Here is a 17387-nt window from a genome sequence, read left to right as displayed (position 1 = left end):
TCCCATTTTGTTGTTCCCAGTATTATTCAAATGGAGGTTGCCCGCCGCGTAGTCTGCAGGGCAGCTTTCCAAAACACGCTGTGAATACATCCTTGTACGCTCCGCTCCGCCATCCATGGCTCCGCAGGGTTTTGGAAAGCTGCCCCGCAGACTAAGCTAGATCTCAGTTGCCCTCAGATCACAACGCCTGAAAATTTATTCTCAGAAACCCCAAGAGTTACCTGTGTTACCGGCTCTTTCGCTGCCAGCTTCTCCAGCAACGCCAATGAGATCGGTGGCAATAACTCGCCTTCAATGATTGATTCCAGCATGCGCGCGCCGTTTTCGCTTCGTGTTGCGCGGCTTCTTATGGCTTCTACCAGGCCGTCTTCCATCACCACTTCTGTGTGGTAACGATCGCGGATCTGCTGGGCCAGGCGTTCCAGTTTGTCACCGACGATACGGTTGAGGGTGTCTTCGCCCAGTGGCAGGTAGGGCACTACTTCCATTCTTGCCAGCAACGCGGGTTTGAAGAAGTCGGCCAGTTCGGGGTAGAGGGCTTCTTCGATCTTCTCCGGGTGTTCGGCGTGGTTGACAATGGTCTGGTAGCCGAGGTTGGAGGTGAGGAAGAAGACGATGTTTTTGCAGTCGATCAAGCGGCCTTCGCCGTCTGCCAGTTCGCCTTTGTCGAAGGCCTGGTAGAAGAGGTTGAGGACTTCCGGGTGGGCTTTTTCGACCTCGTCGAGCAGCACCACGGAATAGGGTTTCTGGCGGATGGCTTCGGTGAGGATGCCGCCTTCGCCATAGCCGACGTAGCCCGGAGGTGAGCCAATGAGGCGGGAGGCGGTGTGTTTCTCCTGATATTCGGACATGTTGATGGTGGTGAGGAACTGGCGGCCGCCATAGAGCAGTTCGGCCAGTTGTACCACGGTTTCGGTTTTGCCCACGCCACTGGGGCCGACCAGCAAAAATGCGCCCATGGGGCGGCCGGGGCGACGAAGGTCGGCGCGGGCGGTTAGCAGGTGCTGGTGCAGGCAGCCGATGGCGGTGTCCTGGCCTTTGATGTGGGCTTGCAGGTACGCCGGTAAGTGGGTGATTTTTTCCAGTTCGTCGGTGGTCATGCTGTTGACGGGGATGCCGGTCCAGTCGGCGATGACTTCGGCGATCTGGCGGGCGTCTACCCGGGCGTGTACCAAGGGTTCGCCGGCTTGCAGCTCCGCCAGTTCCTGTTCGAGAGCGGCGGCTTCGCTTTGCAGGTCCGGGTGTTCTTCCAGACCCGGCTGTTCCGTGCTGGCCGCGGTATCGGCTTCACTTTCTGCAACCGCTTCCTGCAATTCTGCAGGGTTCAACAGCTGTTCGCGGATGTCCACCAAGCGAGTAACCATTTCGCGCTGGGTGTTCCAGCTCTCTTCCAGTTCGGCGGCCTGCTCGCTCAGTTCAGCAATTCTCTGTTCCAGTTCGGCTTCCCGGGCTGCGTCGACGCTCTGACCAAGGGTGTGCTCACGGTTCAGCAGCTCCTGCTCCATGGAGAGCTGGTGCAGTTCGCTGCGCACGTGGCTGAGCTGGCGCGGTGGCGTGCTCAGGTTGAGGCTGACTCTCGCGCTGGCAGTGTCCAGTACATCGATGGCTTTGTCTGGTAGCTGCCGGCCGGCCAGGTAGCGGGCGGACATCCCGGAGGCGGCCTTCAAGGCGCTGTCGGCGATGAGTACCTGGTGGGCTTTTTCGTACACGGTGCGCAGGCCACGGAGAATGTGCACGGCCTGGGCCGGGCTGGGTTCGTCCAGGGCTACCGGCTGGAAGCGGCGGCTGAGGGCCGGGTCTTTTTCGAAGTACTTTTTGTACTCGCGCCAGGTAGTTGCTGCGATGGTACGCAGTTCGCCACGGGCCAGTGCAGGTTTGAGCAGGTTGGCGGCGTCTGAGCCGCCTTCGCTGTTGCCAGCACCAATCAAGGTGTGAGCTTCGTCGATGAATAGAATAACCGGCGTGGCTGAGCCTTTTACCGCTTCTATCACGCCTTTAAGGCGCTTTTCGAACTCGCCTTTCACCGAAGCACCGGCCTGCAGAGCGCCCATGTCCAGCGTCCAGAGTTCAACCTTTTGCAGGCGCTCGGGCACCTCGCCGTTGACGATGCGCAGAGCCAGGCCTTCCACGATAGCGCTTTTGCCCACGCCGGCATCGCCTACCACGATGGGGTTGTTCTTGCGGCGACGGCAGAGAATATCGATCATCTGGTCGATTTCCGCATCGCGGCACACTACCGGGTCCAGGTGCCCGGAACGGGCCCGTGCGGTAAAGTCGGTGGCGTAGCGTTTGAGCGGATCCATATCCGCCGCGACCTGCGGCATACCTGCTTCAGCCTGTTCCATTTCCGGGCGCTCGGCGGAGCCGGTGGTCAGGGCGTCAAATTGGCGGCGCAGTTGTTCGCGGTTGATGTCCCGCAGTTGCTGGCTCACCTGAGGCATCAGGTAACGGTCAGCGTTCATCAGTAAGGCCAGGAACACCGCACCGGAGCGCAGGTTCTGGTGCTTCAGCTCGGTTGAGGCCAGCAGCCAGGCGTCTTGCAGCAGATCAATCAGCAGTGGCGAGAAAGCAGGGTAAGCCTCTGCTGTTTGCGGTTCACCGTTGAGGCTTTCACCCACAACCTGCTGAAACGTCTGGTGATTAATGCCCGCCTGTTCCAGTATCTGGCGCACGTCGGAAAACGGTGTTTCCAGCAGCTTGAACAGCAGATGGGCCGGGGTAATTTCTGCGCCCTGGCGGCTGATGCAAAGGGCTGCGGAGGCTTCCAGCCCGGTGCGGCAAATGTCGTTGAGGCGCCCGATAAGCGCCGGCAGTTCTACCCGAATCACAGTGATATCCTTATTTCGGTAGGTGTTCCAATACGCTGAGCACACTCTGAATGCGTTCTTCCAGCGCTATGTTATAAAGGCTGTAAATGCCGGCCATGGTCACCACAAAAAGCCCGGCGATACCCCAAACCGGCAGGCCACTGCGCAGCCGGTTCCGGGCTGGCGTGACATTGACTGTGGCATCGGCCAGGGGGCCAGGGGCGTGATCGCTTCTGAGTGATTGAAGCTGCTCATGAAGCCCGCGCAAAATCTGTTCGTATTCGTCCCGGCCGTTTTCCATGACCTTGTAACGGCCTTCAAAACCCAGGCACAGGCACAGGTAAATAAACCCGAGCATGTCTTTGTAGCGAGCGGGCTCCTGTTCCATGCGCGCGAGGATGGCAAAGACCTTTTCGCCGCCCCAGGTTTCATTGTGAAAGCGCGACAACAGCGAGTGTTGCGACCAGATGCTATGGGCACCCCAGTCTGTACCCAATACGGCTTCATCAATGAAGGTACACAGCACGTAACGGTAGGCCACCACTGTGGGGCGCTCGTAGCCCTGCTCGATCAATTCGCGGTCAATGGCGGCCACTTCGTCTACAACCTGCTGGTAGAGGCTTTCAACAGACCGGTAGTCCGGCAACCGGCGAATCCGGATAACCAACCCCAGCAGGGGTGTGGCGGCATCGGTGAGGCGATTGTCTTCCAGCCCTCTGAGCTGGAACTGCTCGTTGCCAAAGTTGCTTCCGGAGGTAACGTTTTGCGACGCTTCCTCGGCAAACAACAGGTCACTGAATGCACCGCCGCCGGACTGACTGCTGCCATTGGGTAAATCCATTACCTGTGCATCTGTCATGGTTTAGCTCCTGATAGCCCAGAACTGCATTTCCAGCCCCGGGAAACTGCCCGCCACATGGAAAGCGAAGCCGCTGGCATTATCAAGCATTTGCCAGGCCTGGCTTTGGTCGTCCAGCCGGAAGTACACAAACCCGGCGTGATACGGCAACTGGCGCGGTGCTACCGGAAGGGCTGACAAGGGAATGCCGGGCAACTGCAGGCTGATGAGATCACGGATTTTCTCCACGGACGCCACCTTGCACTGCTGGACAAATTGCTTGCGCAGATCGTCCAGGGGCATGTCGGCTTTCACCGCCAGAATAAATTCGGCACCCTGAATCAGCTGGCCATCCTGAACCGGCGCAACGGTCAAACCGTACTGGCGCTGCTGCAACTGGATAGCCAGAGCGCGCGGCTCCAGCACCGTGCTGAGAGACTGTCGCAATACCTGCATCAAGGGCGCAAAACAGTCTTCGGGCAGGTCGTGATCGTAGGCCAGGAATTCCCGGGGCAGGCGGCCTTCATCCGTGAACGTTACCAACTCGCCACAAAGTTCCAGCAAAGCCTCGTAAAGACGTTCCGGGTGCAATTGGCGCAGTCTGGCCAGGTGCATGAATCGCGGGTGTGCCCGATTGAGCATCTGCAGCAGCATGAAATCTGCCACATCAGCAACTCCACCCTGCCCTGGCGCTCCGACACGTTCCGCAATGTTGCGCGCACGTTCGCGCATAAGCCCCGCCATTTCGCCGACGAAACGCTGCAACCTGGGGGCAGAGCGAACGCTGAGCATGGTGGGTATAAAGTTGGGATCCATCACCAGGCTGCCATCCGGGCGCTTTTCCAGAATCCGGCCAATGGCCAGTGCGGCGTAGGCGCTCCGGTCATCCCGCTCCAGCATCAGGCGCGGTGCCACACGGGCAACGTCGATGATATGAGCATCGCCATCGATAGAGTGCAGGTCGCGGATTTCCTCGCTCTGGGCCCGGAAACGCCCTGCCATGGATGCATCCGGCCACTCAACCTCTGCCAGGCTATCGCTGCCCAGGGGCAGAGCCAGATACACAACCTGATTAGCCACCGAGGCATCGGCGATTTCCAGGGGCTCTGGCATCACGTCGTCCTGGGGCAAATTAAAACGGGTACCGTCGGGGAACAGGCCGCTGGCATGCACCAACCCAACACGCCCGAAGCTCAGATACTCCGCGTTCAGTTCCAGATCGCTGAAGCCATACAAATAATCCGACACGGCCAGGGACCGCTCGTTAATCTGATGCTCCAGATACCGTTGCTGCTGCTGAAAGTGCTGGGGCTTGATGAACAGCCCGTCACTCCAGACTACTCTGTTTGTGACCGCCATCAGGTTTCTTCCGACTGTTTGAGTTGTACTTCCCTATCCCGCAGGTTAACCAGCAGGTGGTAGCGTCCCCCAACGGGATCCACTCGCACCACTTTCTTCCACTGGGACAGGTTCGGGTAGGCGTAGAATGCGATAACGCCAATGAACCGGGTGTCTTTGCTGATTTCGAATGATTCCACAAACTTGAACTGCTCGGGCACAAGGGTGTAATCGCTGTGATCGATGTAATTGCGGCCCAGTGAGGCCTCCAGGTCGTTCAATAGTTGGTCGAAATCCCCGGCCATCAGCAGCGAGCTGTCACGCAGTTCGATAATCTGAAAGGCAATGGGCGTCGGTGCCAGGGATTCGTTGGGGTTCACACCCGGCTCAGCCACCATGGTCAGGTCCACGCGGCTGGGAAGATCCTCGGCGTAGCCCACGGGAATATCCGGGTCCCAAAGTACTTTGGCGGTTTTGGTCACGGCGTTGTAGGGCGTGCTGCATCCGGCAAGCACAAACACAACCGCCAGCAAAGTCCATTTGCAGGTGTTCACAACAGGTTCTCCCTCTGTAGTTGGCGTAAATGCTGGTCGTAAGCCTGATCGAACACTTCCTGAAACAGGCGTTCAAACCCCTGCTGACGACTCGACTTCAATTCCCGGTAATAATGCTGGTACATATCCCAGGCCCAGCGGCCTTCGTCTTCATGCTGCTGCAGGCCCCGGCGATAACCATGAAAGCGACGCAACAGGGCTTCCGGGGAAAACGCATGAAGGATGGCTTCCAGCGCTTCGCTGATAGCCTCGCGGGTGGCTCTCTGGTGGTGGTTCAGGCTTTGCAGGCTTTCCTGCACGGCGGCAGGCGCAGACAAGTGCACCGGGCTGCGCTGACTGGCAAACAGCGTTTGTACAGTTTCTTCGTAGTCGCCACCAAGGCGCAACGGATTGTCCTCAATAGGCTGCAACCGTGTGCGCAGAGCCTGATGCCGGCTGTCTTCCCCCTGGTGCAGGGCCAGCAAGCCTTCTATGGTGGCTTTCAGGGTTTGCCCGGTCTCTTCCAGAAACAGCTGCATGCCGTCGCTGTCTGCAAAATTGAGCCGGGCTTCCATGCCCTGCATCAGTGGCGTGGCACTGACATGTTTGCGGCTTTGATCCCGCTGACTGTTGCTGTGCTCGTGTGGCTGCGGTTGCTGCCTGTTTGTGCCGGTTTTTGACATCCTGTCCGTTTCTCCCTGCATTACCGGAAGCCCCATCGCCACATCGCGATTCTCCCGGTATTCATCCGTTACATCGGTTTCAGCGGCAAACCAGGCCCGTTCGCTTGCCATTAGCGTGCGCTCTTCATGATCTGCGCGGGCTGGCTCATCCTGCCAGTGCATCATAGGGTCTGTGCTCAGGGTTTCTGCCACTGTCGACGCCAGCCCTTCCAGAGGTTCGGCTACCTGCAGGTCGTTCGCCCCACCGTCGCCCCGGGCCAACTGGCCTTCCGCCATATCCACCAGCCGCCTGTCTTCTGCAGACTCCCGGTCGTCCAGTTCCGGACCGCCTGGTGCGCCTGAGCACTCTCCTGCAAATAATTCTACCCGTAGGCGATAACAGCCAATGCTCACAGTGTCGCCCTGATTCAACCTTGCCCGGCGGCCACGCCCTACGGGTTGAGTAGCACTGTTAATGTAGGTTCGGCCGCTACGGTCAATCAGACAAAATCCGCCATCCAGAAGCCGGATTTCGGCATGGCCCGGCACAGCCCCTGTGCGTTGCGAAGCCAGCTGCCAGGTATCACTCCCGGCTGTGCCTATGGAGCCACCGTTCGGGCCAAAGCTGTGTTCAATGCTGGCGCCACTGCGCGTGGTACCCGGGTTGGTTACCGTCAACTTCAGCCTGGCTGGCTGCCGCTCTTCCATGATGTGGTTCCTTTTTTCTGTTAACGGCGTATCTGAATTCGCACTGCCGGTCGCTGCGGAGATTTTTCCGGCGTTACAAACGAGTTCCAGCCCAGCCGAACGTCTTCGCCCATTTGCATCGGACGAATATCCTGGGCGCGCATCTGCAGCTCCAGGTCGTAAGCCAGTTGCTCGCGGGTGGCGAACTCCACCAGCTTCAGCAAACGCTGATGATCCCGTCCGTTGGGTAAAAAATCAGCAAAACGCTGACGGCTGAGATTGCGGATTCGCAGAATAAACTTGCCACTGCGGTCGCGAACCTGCGAGCCAACAAGCGTGTCATTTCCCAATGAGGCGTTGCTCTGGCCAAGGCGTGTTTGTTGATCTTCACTGATTGCCACTTTGCGCAATACCCACTGCTCAATGCTCACATCGTCAAGATCAAAGCAGTGACCAACGATGCCACTGACCACCTCCGGAGAGCGGCTGCGACCGGCCATCAACCCGGAATACGCCAGCATCTTTGACCAGTTAACCGGCGTGGCATCGCGCAACCGTTTATCGCCAAGACCTACAAGCGCGTATATAAGATCCGAAAAACCATCCGACGCGCCGGGACGAAAGCGTACGTAGTAGCGGTACTTGCGCCATGACCGGTGAAACAGGGTCACCAACCGGTGATTGAAAAAATCCAGAAAGTGCCGCCGAATACCAAGTTCCTGCCCAGCTTCCCAGGCCAGATCTTCGAGGTAGTAGCCAGGCAGCGGCGACTGGGAGCCGTGCAGGCCCAAAAAGCTGACTTCCATCTGGTAGGGCGCGTGCTCATGCTCCGGCGACATTGCGGAGACCACATCGCTGCCGGGAAACCCCAGCCCTGCCGACGCGGAAAAGCGAATGCGCTCCTGCTGGGGCTGCTCGTCCCGGCCACGCTCCTGATCGTCACCGTGGTGCCGGTGAATCAAATCCACCAGTTGAAAAAAGCTGTACCGACGCGCATTGCCCAGAACGGGTTGCAGGTCGGCTACATCAGCGGTTGCTGACCTTGCTGTAACGTCCATGTATACCGTTCCTGGTTGTCTGTATTCACCACTTCCAGTTGGTGAAAGGCATTGATACTGGCATAAAGTGCAAAAAACTGGCTGAGTACAGTGCCGAACAGGTACAAATCGCCTTCCGATGCAAAGGCCTGCTGGTCGAGCTTCATCACCGAGCGAATCCCTCGCACCGGCAGCCCCCGGATCATTTTGTCCACCGGATTGGTTTCTATGCCACTGATGCCTGCGAGGCGCTTCTGGGACACACGCTCAGCCTGGCGATCCACGAGCGCGCGAAAGTCATACACCCGCAAAACCGTGCGCAGGGCATCCACATCCAGCATGGAGAGGTAGTTCAGCGAAAGATTGGAGATCAGCGTCCACAACAGGCTGCCATCAAGGGTTGGACGCAACGTTGCCGTGGGGCGGGTGATATTGCTGAACGACGCAAATGCAGGCGTGGTTTCTGTAGCCATGCACACTTCTCCCACCGCCAGCTGTTGCGGTAATTGTCGGTTGGTGCAGGTCAGAGTCAATGAAATCGCTTCCTGGCGATCCATGCAATCGGACTCATCGCCACGAACGAACGACATATAATGATCAAACCCATCACCGCGAACACTGTCCCTGGCCCTTATCCGGTAATACAAGGCTGTGCGGCCACGGTCCCGCTCAACTTCGTGCTGAAAGCTCTCAAAAGCGGTATAAAGCCGGCGTTCTCCCCGGCCTGAACGACCTTCCAGCCAGCCTTCCACCTGCTCAATGCTGAACACTTCAAAATGATCCGGCGATCGGCTCGATGCCAGGATGCGATACTCGGTTTACCGCCCGTTAAGATCCACCGGCTCACCCTCATGGGTAAACAGATTCACCGCAGGGGTGCAGTAAAGCTGCATATTCTCCGCCCGCACCCGGGCATCCGGCGGCAGTATGCGGCTGAAATGAAAACGCAGGCTGATCTCATCTGCCTGAACAGCCGGCAAACGGTTCTTCAGGCCGGTGATGTCCACAAACCGGAAGGCTTCGGGAAAGCTCAGGTATTCCTGCAGAATCCGGTAGCCGGAATAGGTGTTCTTGGGATAAGGCAGCAGCCCCTCATCATTGGCAAACCCCACGGACTTCAGAAGCGAAACCGGCAGGCTGTAAACGGATTCACCAACCACCAGTTCCATGCGGCTGAGGTAATGGTTCAGCCACAAGTAAAGCGTTTCGGCGGTGTGATTATCACCGCCCAGATAAAATCGCAGGTTATCAAGGTCGAGACCACTTAGCGGCTGGTCTGTGTGCAGCGCCAAATCCACAGTCATGGATGACACTTCCCGTGAATGCTCGGCGTGAGCATCCGCCACACTGATCGGAAACACATCAACTGCTCTACAAGTACGAAACCGGCACTGGGTCTGCCGGGTAGCATCGCCCAGCGGACGGCTCTTGATCTCGGTATGTCGCTCCACCGTCTGCCTTTCACTGATGGCGTGCAGTTGCGGATCAAAGCGCATAATGGTGCAACTGGGCACCGGGCGCAGGTAGTTGGGCCAGAGCATGTTAAGCAGCGAGTGCGTCAGCTCGGGGAATTGATCTTCCACTTTTTCACGGAGCTTTCCGGTCAAAAAGGCAAAGCCTTCCAGCAAACGCTCCACATCCGGATCTGTGCTTTGTTCCGACAAAAATCGCGTTAGCTGCGGATGGGCATCCGCAAATTCTCGCCCCTGCAATCGCAGAAAGCTCAGTTCGTCCCTGTAAAACCGATTCAACTTCATACAGCTACTGCTTCCTTGGGAGTATGATCCGGTCGGTATGCTTTTCTTCCGGGAAAAAACAACTCGCTGCGCTCAGACATTTTTTTCCCTGCAGAAAAGCATCCCCACCGGCTCCTGCCATCCTTGGTGATTGCTGATCTTGTCGTTACATCACTCGGTAGTAACGTTTGTCATCCAGTAATAAATCTATGGTTGTCTTGTCGTCTTTTGCGCCTGTGTTCAGGTAAACCGTTACCTGGAAGCGGAGTTGCAAAGGATCTGGGCCTTGGGGCAATGCGACTACGTCAACCCGCTTCACTCTGGGCTCGTACTTTTCAATACACTGCCGGATTGCACTGCGTATCTGGATACTCAGGTCGTGGGTACCCAGAGTCGCATCGTTGAAATCCAGCAGACCCAGTTCCGGCGCACAGGCACTGTTACCGGGATGTGCATTGAGCAGTCTTACCAGGTGGCGCTTGATGGAACTCACCACATGGGTCACTTCGCCCATGCTTTGCCCGTCCGGCGCGGCTGCCTGCTCCAATCGCTCGAACAAGCTGCCTCCCTCGGTTTGCACATTATTACTGAACACGGATTAGTCCTTGTCCAGACGGCCTACCAGCGACAGCTCAAAGTTGGCCCCCATGTACTTGAAGTGCGGGCGCACGGCCAGGGACACCTGATACCAGCCCGGCTCGCCTTCCACATCGGAAACCGTTACCTGAGCAGCTCGCAACGGGCGGCGGCTGCGCACATCTGCGGGCGGGTTTTCCTGATCCGCCACGTACTGGCGAATCCAGGTGTTCAGTTCGCGTTCAAGGTCCTGGCGCTCTTTCCAGGAGCCAATCTGCTCGCGCTGCAACACCTTGATGTAGTGGGCCAGACGGTTAACGATCATCATGTAAGGCAGCTGGGTACCCAACTTGTAGTTGGTCTCTGCTTCCTTGCCTTCCTTCGTGTTCGGGAACTGCTTGGGCTTTTGCACAGAATTGGCCGAAAAGAAGGCGGCATTGTCACTGCCTTTGCGCATGGTGAGCGAGATAAAGCCTTCATCAGCCATTTCGTATTCACGACGGTCGGTGATCAACACCTCGGTGGGGATCTTGGCTTCCAGCTGGCCGAAAGAATCGAACAGGTGAACCGGCAGGTCCTCCACTGCACCGCCGCTTTGCGGGCCAATAATGTTGGGGCACCAGCGGTATTTTGCAAAGCTTTCCGTTAGCCGGGTCGCCAGCAGGTAGGCGGTGTTGCCCCACAGATAATGCTCGTGATCACCCGATACATCTTCTTTGTAATTGAAGCTACTTATCGGGTTCTCACTCGGGTCGTATGGCACCCGCAGCAGGAAGCGCGGTGACGCAAGCCCCAGGTAACGAGCGTCTTCAGACTCCCGCAATGAGCGCCACTTGGCATATTTCGGGCCTTCAAAAACCGCCTTCAGTTCCTTGATGGCTGGAAGTTCCTGGTAGCTGTCTACGCCAAAGAACGACGGCGCAACCGACGACAGAAACGGCGCGTGAGCCATGGCCCCAACAGACGAGACATACTGCAGCAGTTTCATATCCGGGGTGGATGGCGTAAAGGCGTAATTGCCAACAACCGCGCCTACAGGCTCACCGCCAAACTGGCCATACTCGGTGGAGTAGATGTGCTGGTAAAAACCGGTCTGGGTCACATCCGGGGCAAACTCGAAGTCTTCCAACAATTCGGTTTTGGTGGCGTGCAGAATGTCCACCTTGATGTTCTCACGGAAATCCGTGCGATCAACCATCAGCTTCAGGCCGCGCCAGGAGGATTCCAGCTCCTGCAGTTTGGGAGCGTGCAGAATTTCATCCATCTGGGCGCTGATTTTACGGTCCAGCTCGACCACCATCTGGTCCACCAGCGCCTTGTTGACCGGCTGACCTTTTTCCTCGCTTTTCAGCAAATTGGCGATAAACGTTGCAACGCCTTTACGGGCAACGTCGTAGCCCTCGTCGGCCGGAGCCATACGGCTGTTGGCCATAACCTGGTCGAGCAATGAGCCTTCCATTACGGATTCGGAGGCAGCAGATTGCTGCTCAGCAGTATCAGACATACCACATCCCTTCAGTACGTGATTGAGATTGGGTGTTGTGCACCGCGCTCTTGCGGCAACTTTAATTACTCGCCGTCTGTGGCCAGTTCCAGCTCAGACAACAGGCTGTCCCGGGCTTCGTCGTTATCCAGCAACTCCTGCAGCTTGGAACGGAACGAAGGCACATTGCCGAGCGGCCCTTTAAGAGCAACCAGCGCTTCACGCAACTCGATCAACTTGTTCAACTCGGGAACCTGGCGGGCAATGCTGTCGGGCGAGAAATCATCCAGCGACTGGAGTTCGAGGTTAACCGGCAGTTCGTCGGCTTGCTCATCCAGCTGATTGGATACGGTCGTGGAAAGCGTGAGGCCCGCTTCTTTCATGACAGAACGGAAGTTGTTCTTGTCGACAGAAATGGCCTTACGTTCTTCGATGGGGGTTTCTTCAGCGTGTCCCTTGAAATCACCTACAACGAACATCTTCAGCGGCAGCTCGGTTTCGGCCTGCTGATCTCCGGTGGCGGGGACATATTTAATATTGATGCGCTCTTTCGGCGCGACAGAACCGTCTTTGGACGACATGGCTAGCTCCCTGTGCAAATCATTTGCAGTTGTTCAATCCCTGGTGCGTACCTTCCTGGTAAGCAGCGTCAAAACTGTACACAGATAGATCGGGATTCTCAAGCAAAAACTGGCCAGCAAGGCATCAAAATGTGCACTCAGGCAAACGTTTGCCAAACCGCCCAAGCCTGGCGCATCTATGCCTTGCGAGCCGCTAAAACTGAAGAATCGGTCAATGACGGCAAACAGCAGCGTGACTATACTCCTGCAGATCCTGATAAAACTTCACGGCAATACCAAAGTACCCAAGAAGGAAATGAATATGAGTGACTTGAAAACCAGATTTGACGAGGCGGTAAATTACATCAAAACGGCGGAAGGCGACTTCCAGCCTTCCAACGAAACGAAGCTGGAATTTTACGCTCTGTACAAGCAGGGAACGGAAGGCGATGTGTCGGGTAAGCGCCCGAGCATGATGGATTTTGTAGGTCGCGCCAAGCACGACGCATGGGAAAAGTGCAAGGGCATGTCAAAAGACGACGCCATGCAGAAGTACATCGACAAACTAGACGCCCTCAAATAAAGCATTCGGCTGCCTGATCCCGGATACAGACGGCCGGGATCACCTGCCCTGCCCCTGTCATGGCAATTTGATTGGTTATCTGGTGACAGGTAGCCTGTGACCCTCTACTGTTACCTTAATGTAAGGTTCAATCGCAAACGACTAACCAATAGTTAGATCGTCCGTCCCGCGTGAGCCACTTACCGAAACAGATGTCCGATCAAAGGCGACGTCAATGCAAAATGACAAGCAAAATGTGAAGATCCGCGTTCGTAAACTGAGCAAGGTCTTCGGCAGCCACCCCAAGCAAGCATTAGAGCTTCGTAACCAAGGGCTCAAACGCCCGGAGATACTTGAGAAAACAGGGCAAACACTGGGTCTGTCCAACATCGATTTTGATGTCTACGAAGGCGAACTACTGGTTATAATGGGCCTGTCCGGCTCTGGAAAATCCACCCTGATCCGCTGCCTCAACCGCCTGATCGAGCCTACCGAAGGCGAAATTGTCATTGATGGCCAGGACATTCCTAGCCTCAAGCCCAAGGAGCTTCTGGAAGCACGCCGGCGACACTTTTCCATGGTGTTCCAGAACTTTGCTCTTTTCCCCCATCGCACCGTGCAACAAAACACCGAATTCGGCCTCGAGATTCGTGGCGTAAAAAAGCAGGAGCGCCACGACACAGCCATCAAGATTCTCAAGCAGGTTGGGCTGGATGGCTGGAGAGATGCCTACCCTCACCAGCTTTCCGGGGGCATGCAACAACGAGTGGGCCTGGCCCGCGCGCTGGCCAACGATGGCACAGTGCTTCTTATGGATGAGGCCTTCTCGGCACTGGACCCTTTGATCCGTGGCGACATGCAACAGGAGCTGCAGGAGCTGCAGCACCATACCCGGAAAACCACGGTTTTTATCACCCACGATCTTGATGAAGCCATTAACATCGGCGATCGTATCGTGCTCCTGAAGGACGGTGAGGTGGTACAAATCGGCACCCCGGAGGAGATCCTTACCCAGCCTGCCGATGACTATGTGAAGCGTTTCGTCGAAGGCGTGGACATGTCCCGGATACTGACTGCCGAGCACGCCATGCGCCCCGTTCGCGCCACCGCCCGGGAGGAGGACGGCCCACGCACCACCTTGCGCAAGATGAGCGACAACGGCATAGATTCCATCTATGTCACTGCTCGCAACCGCAAGCTGCTGGGCCTGGTGGAAATCGACACTCTTGAGCGAGCTGCAAACGAAGGCAAAGACGATATTCATAACATCATGACCCAGGATTTCCGCAGCGTAGGCCCCGATGAACCGCTCCAGAACCTGTTTGCCATGTTTACTGAAAAGAGCTTCCCGATTGCTGTGGTAGACGATGACAAGCGCCTTCTCGGCGTTGTGGTCAAGGGTGCAGTACTGGACGAGCTGGCGCAGGCACAATCAGGAGAAAGTAACTAATGGCTATCGAATTTCCCCGTGTCCCGCTGGGCGGCTGGATCGAAAGCGGCCTGGAATGGCTGACCACCGAGTTTTCCAGTGTCACCCGCGGCATTGCAAACTTTACCGTATCTGCCATCGACGGCCTCAACGATGCGCTGATGTGGCTGCCCGAGTGGGCACTGCTGGCTGCTATCACCGCGCTGTGCTGGGCTTTGTCAGGCTTTCGCCTGGCCATTGGCACAGTCGCAGGCCTGGCACTGATCTGGAACATGGGCCTGTGGATACCGATGATCGAAACCCTGACGCTGGTGGTGGTCGCCACCCTGATGGCTGTGATTATCGCTGTGCCCGTGGGCATAGCCGCCGCCCTGTCAGATCGACTTTATAAACTCATCATGCCGGTGCTGGATTTTATGCAGACAATGCCGGCCTTCGTTTATCTGATTCCGGCAATCCCCTTCTTCGGAATCGGCGCCATGTCGGCCATCTTCGCCACGGTGATCTTCTCCATGCCGCCAGCCATTCGCTTCACTACCCTGGGCATTCGCCAAGTGCCACTGGAGTTGATTGAGGCTGCGGATGCGTACGGCGCCACCCGCACCCAGAAACTGTTCAAACTGCAACTACCCATGTCCTTGCCCACATTGATGGCAGGCATCAACCAGACCATTATGCTGGCACTGTCCATGGTGGTGATTGCCGCGATGATCGGTGCCGATGGTTTGGGTAGCGAGGTATGGCGTGCCATTCAGCGCCTGCGCCCTGGCGACGGTTTTGAGGCTGGTATCGCCGTGGTCATACTGGCCATGGTGCTTGACCGCGTTACCCAGTCCATAAGCAAAAAGCGCAAGTCATAAATTGCTACAGAACTTGAAAACACAGTGGTATACCACCATTGTGTAGCAGTAAACCTACAATTAAAGGGGAAATCGATGAAGAAGCACATTCTAAATCGCCGTATTCGTGCCACTGGCATGGCGCTTGCCGCCAGTGTCGCGTTCACCGCTGGTAGTGCTCAGGCTCAGGACAAAGGCACGGTTCATCTTTCCTATGTCGAGTGGGCTTCCACTGTGGCATCAACCAACGTCATGAAAGTTGTGCTTGAAAATGCCGGTTTCGATGTCAAAACCTCGTCACTGTCGGCAGCCGCCATGTGGCAGTCTGTTGCAACAGGCGATACCGATGGCTTCCTGGCTGGCTGGCTACCGATCACCCACGAAGACTATTACGCCAAGCTCAAGGACCAAGTGGTTGATGCTGGCGCCAGCCTCGAGGGCGCCAAGCTCGGTATGGTGGTTCCGGCCTACACAGAAGCGGATTCCATTGCCGACATGAACGATTACGTCGATAGCTTTAACGGCAAGATTACCGGCATCGACCCGGGCGCCGGGGTTATGCGGTTGACTGAAAAAGTAATCGAAGACTACGACCTCGACTATGATCTGGTAAGCGGTAGCGGTGCCACTATGACCGCGGCCCTGAAAACGGCTATCAATAACGAAGAAGACATTGCCGTGACCGGCTGGGCACCGCACTGGATGCTTGCACGCTGGGACCTCAAGTTCCTAGATGACCCCAAGGGGACCTACGGCGGCGACGAGGGAATCCACACCATCGTGCGCAAGGGACTCAAGGAAGACATGCCAGAGGCTTACGCTATCCTGGATGCCTTTGAGTGGAACAACGAACAAATGGGCGAAGTCATGCTCATGCAGGAAGAAGGCGATGATCCTTACGAGGAAGCCAAGAAGTGGGTCGAGGCCAACCAGGACATCGTTCAGGAGTGGCTACCAGAAAGCTGAGGCTGTCACGGTTTCCGTGAAACTCAGACAGACCCAAAAGAGGAGTGGCTAACGCCCTCCTCTTTTTTATTGATTCGTCCCGTCACCTACGCGAGGTGTTGTGTTCCGACGCTCTCCCCTGGGCAAGGGTCAACGTCGTCCCGTCATGTCGATATTAAGGGTATCGTAAGATCGGTTCTCTGGTAGTCTGATCACATAATTATTGCTGTGCGTCTGTCCGGGAACGGACTTGGGGGTGCTGAAGCGGAACTCTACGGGGATTTCCGAGCGGCCTAAATCTGTGCGGCCATCACCAGGCTGTAGCGCCAGAGGATCCAGATAAAAATCATCTTTGCCTGCCGGTTGCACAGGAACGCCCTTCGCAGGAGCCGCCAGGCCACCTTCGATGACCGTCTCCGACAGGGCATCCTCAGCGATTGACCGGAATGAGATCGTCTCCAACGTTGAACGTTGCTCAACCTCGAATGCCTGGGCATCGTCGGGGCCAGCCTGAGCACTGGCAAATCCTGCTGCCATTAGTAGTACAGCCGCGGGAATTAGCCTGAGACCTATCAATTCCGACGTTCGGGCAATACGATACAAGATATTCATGGCGTCCATCCTGGTCCGGGACACGCTTTCTCCGAAAGGTGTCAATTTTTAATCAGTCTATCGCCAAATTGGACGCAATTCCTACTTGACTGACCGTTTTGTGACAACCTTCCATAGCAGGAGCAGCCTTGAAAACACCTCTTATTACCAGGCAGGGCTACAATGACCTGCAAAAAGAACACGATGAACTCTGGCGATTTGAGCGCCCGGAGGTCACAAAAAAAGTGACATGGGCCGCCAGCCTTGGTGATCGCAGTGAAAACGCAGATTACCAGTACAATAAAAAACGGCTTCGGGAAATTGATCGCCGGGTGCGCTATTTGAGGCGATGCCTCGATAGTCTGAAAGTGGTTGAGTACCACCCGGAGCAGGAGGGAAAGGTTTTTTTTGGAGCCTGGGTAGAAGTCGAAAACGATGAAGAGAAGACGCTAACATTCAGAATTGTCGGCTACGACGAAATTTTCAATCGCAAAGACTACATTTCCATTGATTCACCCATGGCCCGGGCACTATTAAAAAAGGAAGTGGGCGACGAAGCCGACGTGCGTACCGAAGCTGGAACGATCACCTGGTATATCAACACCATTGAATACATTAAGTAGCTATCTTCAGACATAAAAAAACCCCGCAAAAACGGGGTAAGGCTAGCGCTGTGCTTGGAAGTAAAGACAGGCCTCTGCTAGTGCCTGTCTCTATCTACAATGCCCATTATCCACACTTCTCGTTACCGCGCCCTTGCCGGT

General features: G+C 56.3%; 15 protein-coding genes and 1 pseudogene. 5 read left to right on the top strand and 11 right to left on the bottom strand.

The window, feature by feature from the left end:
• Window positions 1-173 precede the first annotated feature (173 nt).
• The 10 genes and pseudogenes from tssH to tssB form a co-directional block, all read right to left on the bottom strand.
• Window positions 174-2828: a type VI secretion system ATPase TssH gene (tssH, locus tag ACTHYN_RS02415; RefSeq protein ID WP_441810903.1), complete on the bottom strand. Its 2655-nt coding sequence runs from the start codon at window positions 2826-2828 to the stop codon at window positions 174-176.
• A 10-nt stretch (window positions 2829-2838) separates the two neighbouring features.
• Window positions 2839-3666 carry a type IVB secretion system protein IcmH/DotU gene (gene icmH, locus ACTHYN_RS02410; RefSeq protein ID WP_441810902.1) on the bottom strand — a complete coding sequence of 276 codons (828 nt, stop codon included), beginning with the start codon at window positions 3664-3666 and terminating at the stop codon, window positions 2839-2841.
• Between the two features lie 3 nt (window positions 3667-3669).
• Window positions 3670-5004 (bottom strand): type VI secretion system baseplate subunit TssK, encoded by a 1335-nt coding sequence (gene tssK, locus ACTHYN_RS02405; RefSeq protein WP_441810901.1) that lies wholly within the window; start codon window positions 5002-5004, stop codon window positions 3670-3672.
• The gene (gene tssJ, locus ACTHYN_RS02400) at window positions 5004-5537 is read right to left on the bottom strand and encodes a type VI secretion system lipoprotein TssJ (RefSeq protein WP_441810900.1); all 534 of its coding nucleotides are present in this window, start codon (window positions 5535-5537) and stop codon (window positions 5004-5006) included. Before tssJ ends, tssK begins: the two co-directional genes overlap by 1 nt.
• A complete protein-coding gene (tagH, locus tag ACTHYN_RS02395; RefSeq protein WP_441810899.1) occupies window positions 5534-6886 on the bottom strand; it encodes a type VI secretion system-associated FHA domain protein TagH in 1353 nt (450 codons plus the stop codon). The genes tssJ and tagH overlap by 4 nt, the downstream gene beginning before the upstream one ends.
• A 20-nt stretch (window positions 6887-6906) precedes the next feature.
• The gene (gene tssG / locus ACTHYN_RS02390) at window positions 6907-7923 is read right to left on the bottom strand and encodes a type VI secretion system baseplate subunit TssG (RefSeq protein WP_441810898.1); all 1017 of its coding nucleotides are present in this window, start codon (window positions 7921-7923) and stop codon (window positions 6907-6909) included.
• Window positions 7887-9659: pseudogene (tssF, locus tag ACTHYN_RS02385) on the bottom strand (type VI secretion system baseplate subunit TssF). Before tssF ends, tssG begins: the two are co-directional and overlap by 37 nt.
• 145 nt (window positions 9660-9804) lie before the next feature.
• Window positions 9805-10233, bottom strand: coding sequence for a type VI secretion system baseplate subunit TssE (gene tssE / locus ACTHYN_RS02380; protein ID WP_441810897.1), 429 nt, complete (start codon window positions 10231-10233; stop codon window positions 9805-9807).
• Window positions 10234-10236: 3 nt separating this feature from the next.
• The gene (gene tssC, locus ACTHYN_RS02375) at window positions 10237-11718 is read right to left on the bottom strand and encodes a type VI secretion system contractile sheath large subunit (RefSeq protein WP_441810896.1); all 1482 of its coding nucleotides are present in this window, start codon (window positions 11716-11718) and stop codon (window positions 10237-10239) included.
• 65 nt (window positions 11719-11783) lie between these two features.
• A complete protein-coding gene (gene tssB, locus ACTHYN_RS02370; protein WP_441810895.1) occupies window positions 11784-12278 on the bottom strand; it encodes a type VI secretion system contractile sheath small subunit in 495 nt (164 codons plus the stop codon).
• A gap of 301 nt (window positions 12279-12579) precedes the next feature.
• Here tssB and ACTHYN_RS02365 point away from each other — a divergent pair, with 301 nt between their 5' ends.
• From ACTHYN_RS02365 to ACTHYN_RS02350, 4 genes are all read left to right on the top strand, one after another.
• Window positions 12580-12840, top strand: coding sequence for an acyl-CoA-binding protein (locus ACTHYN_RS02365; protein ID WP_441810894.1), 261 nt, complete (start codon window positions 12580-12582; stop codon window positions 12838-12840).
• Window positions 12841-13054: 214 nt separating this feature from the next.
• Window positions 13055-14269, top strand: coding sequence for a quaternary amine ABC transporter ATP-binding protein (locus tag ACTHYN_RS02360; RefSeq protein WP_441810893.1), 1215 nt, complete (start codon window positions 13055-13057; stop codon window positions 14267-14269).
• Window positions 14269-15108, top strand: a complete 840-nt coding sequence (locus ACTHYN_RS02355; RefSeq protein ID WP_441810892.1) for an ABC transporter permease — start codon at window positions 14269-14271, stop codon at window positions 15106-15108. Before ACTHYN_RS02360 ends, ACTHYN_RS02355 begins: the two co-directional genes overlap by 1 nt.
• Window positions 15109-15183: 75 nt before the next feature.
• Window positions 15184-16053 (top strand): glycine betaine ABC transporter substrate-binding protein, encoded by an 870-nt coding sequence (locus ACTHYN_RS02350; protein ID WP_441810891.1) that lies wholly within the window; start codon window positions 15184-15186, stop codon window positions 16051-16053.
• Window positions 16054-16182: 129 nt separating this feature from the next.
• Here the strand turns inward: ACTHYN_RS02350 and ACTHYN_RS02345 are convergent, their stop codons facing one another.
• The gene (locus tag ACTHYN_RS02345) at window positions 16183-16644 is read right to left on the bottom strand and encodes a hypothetical protein (protein ID WP_441810890.1); all 462 of its coding nucleotides are present in this window, start codon (window positions 16642-16644) and stop codon (window positions 16183-16185) included.
• A gap of 128 nt (window positions 16645-16772) precedes the next feature.
• On the opposite strand from ACTHYN_RS02345, the gene greB reads away from it, so the two are divergent.
• A complete protein-coding gene (gene greB / locus ACTHYN_RS02340; RefSeq protein WP_441810889.1) occupies window positions 16773-17246 on the top strand; it encodes a transcription elongation factor GreB in 474 nt (157 codons plus the stop codon).
• Window positions 17247-17387 lie beyond the last annotated feature (141 nt).

This window comes from Marinobacter sp., from assembly GCF_052091845.1.
Classification (GTDB): domain Bacteria; phylum Pseudomonadota; class Gammaproteobacteria; order Pseudomonadales; family Oleiphilaceae; genus Marinobacter.
The sequence above is the reverse complement of the archived record's forward strand: the minus strand, read 5'-3'. Positions and strand labels throughout refer to the sequence as shown.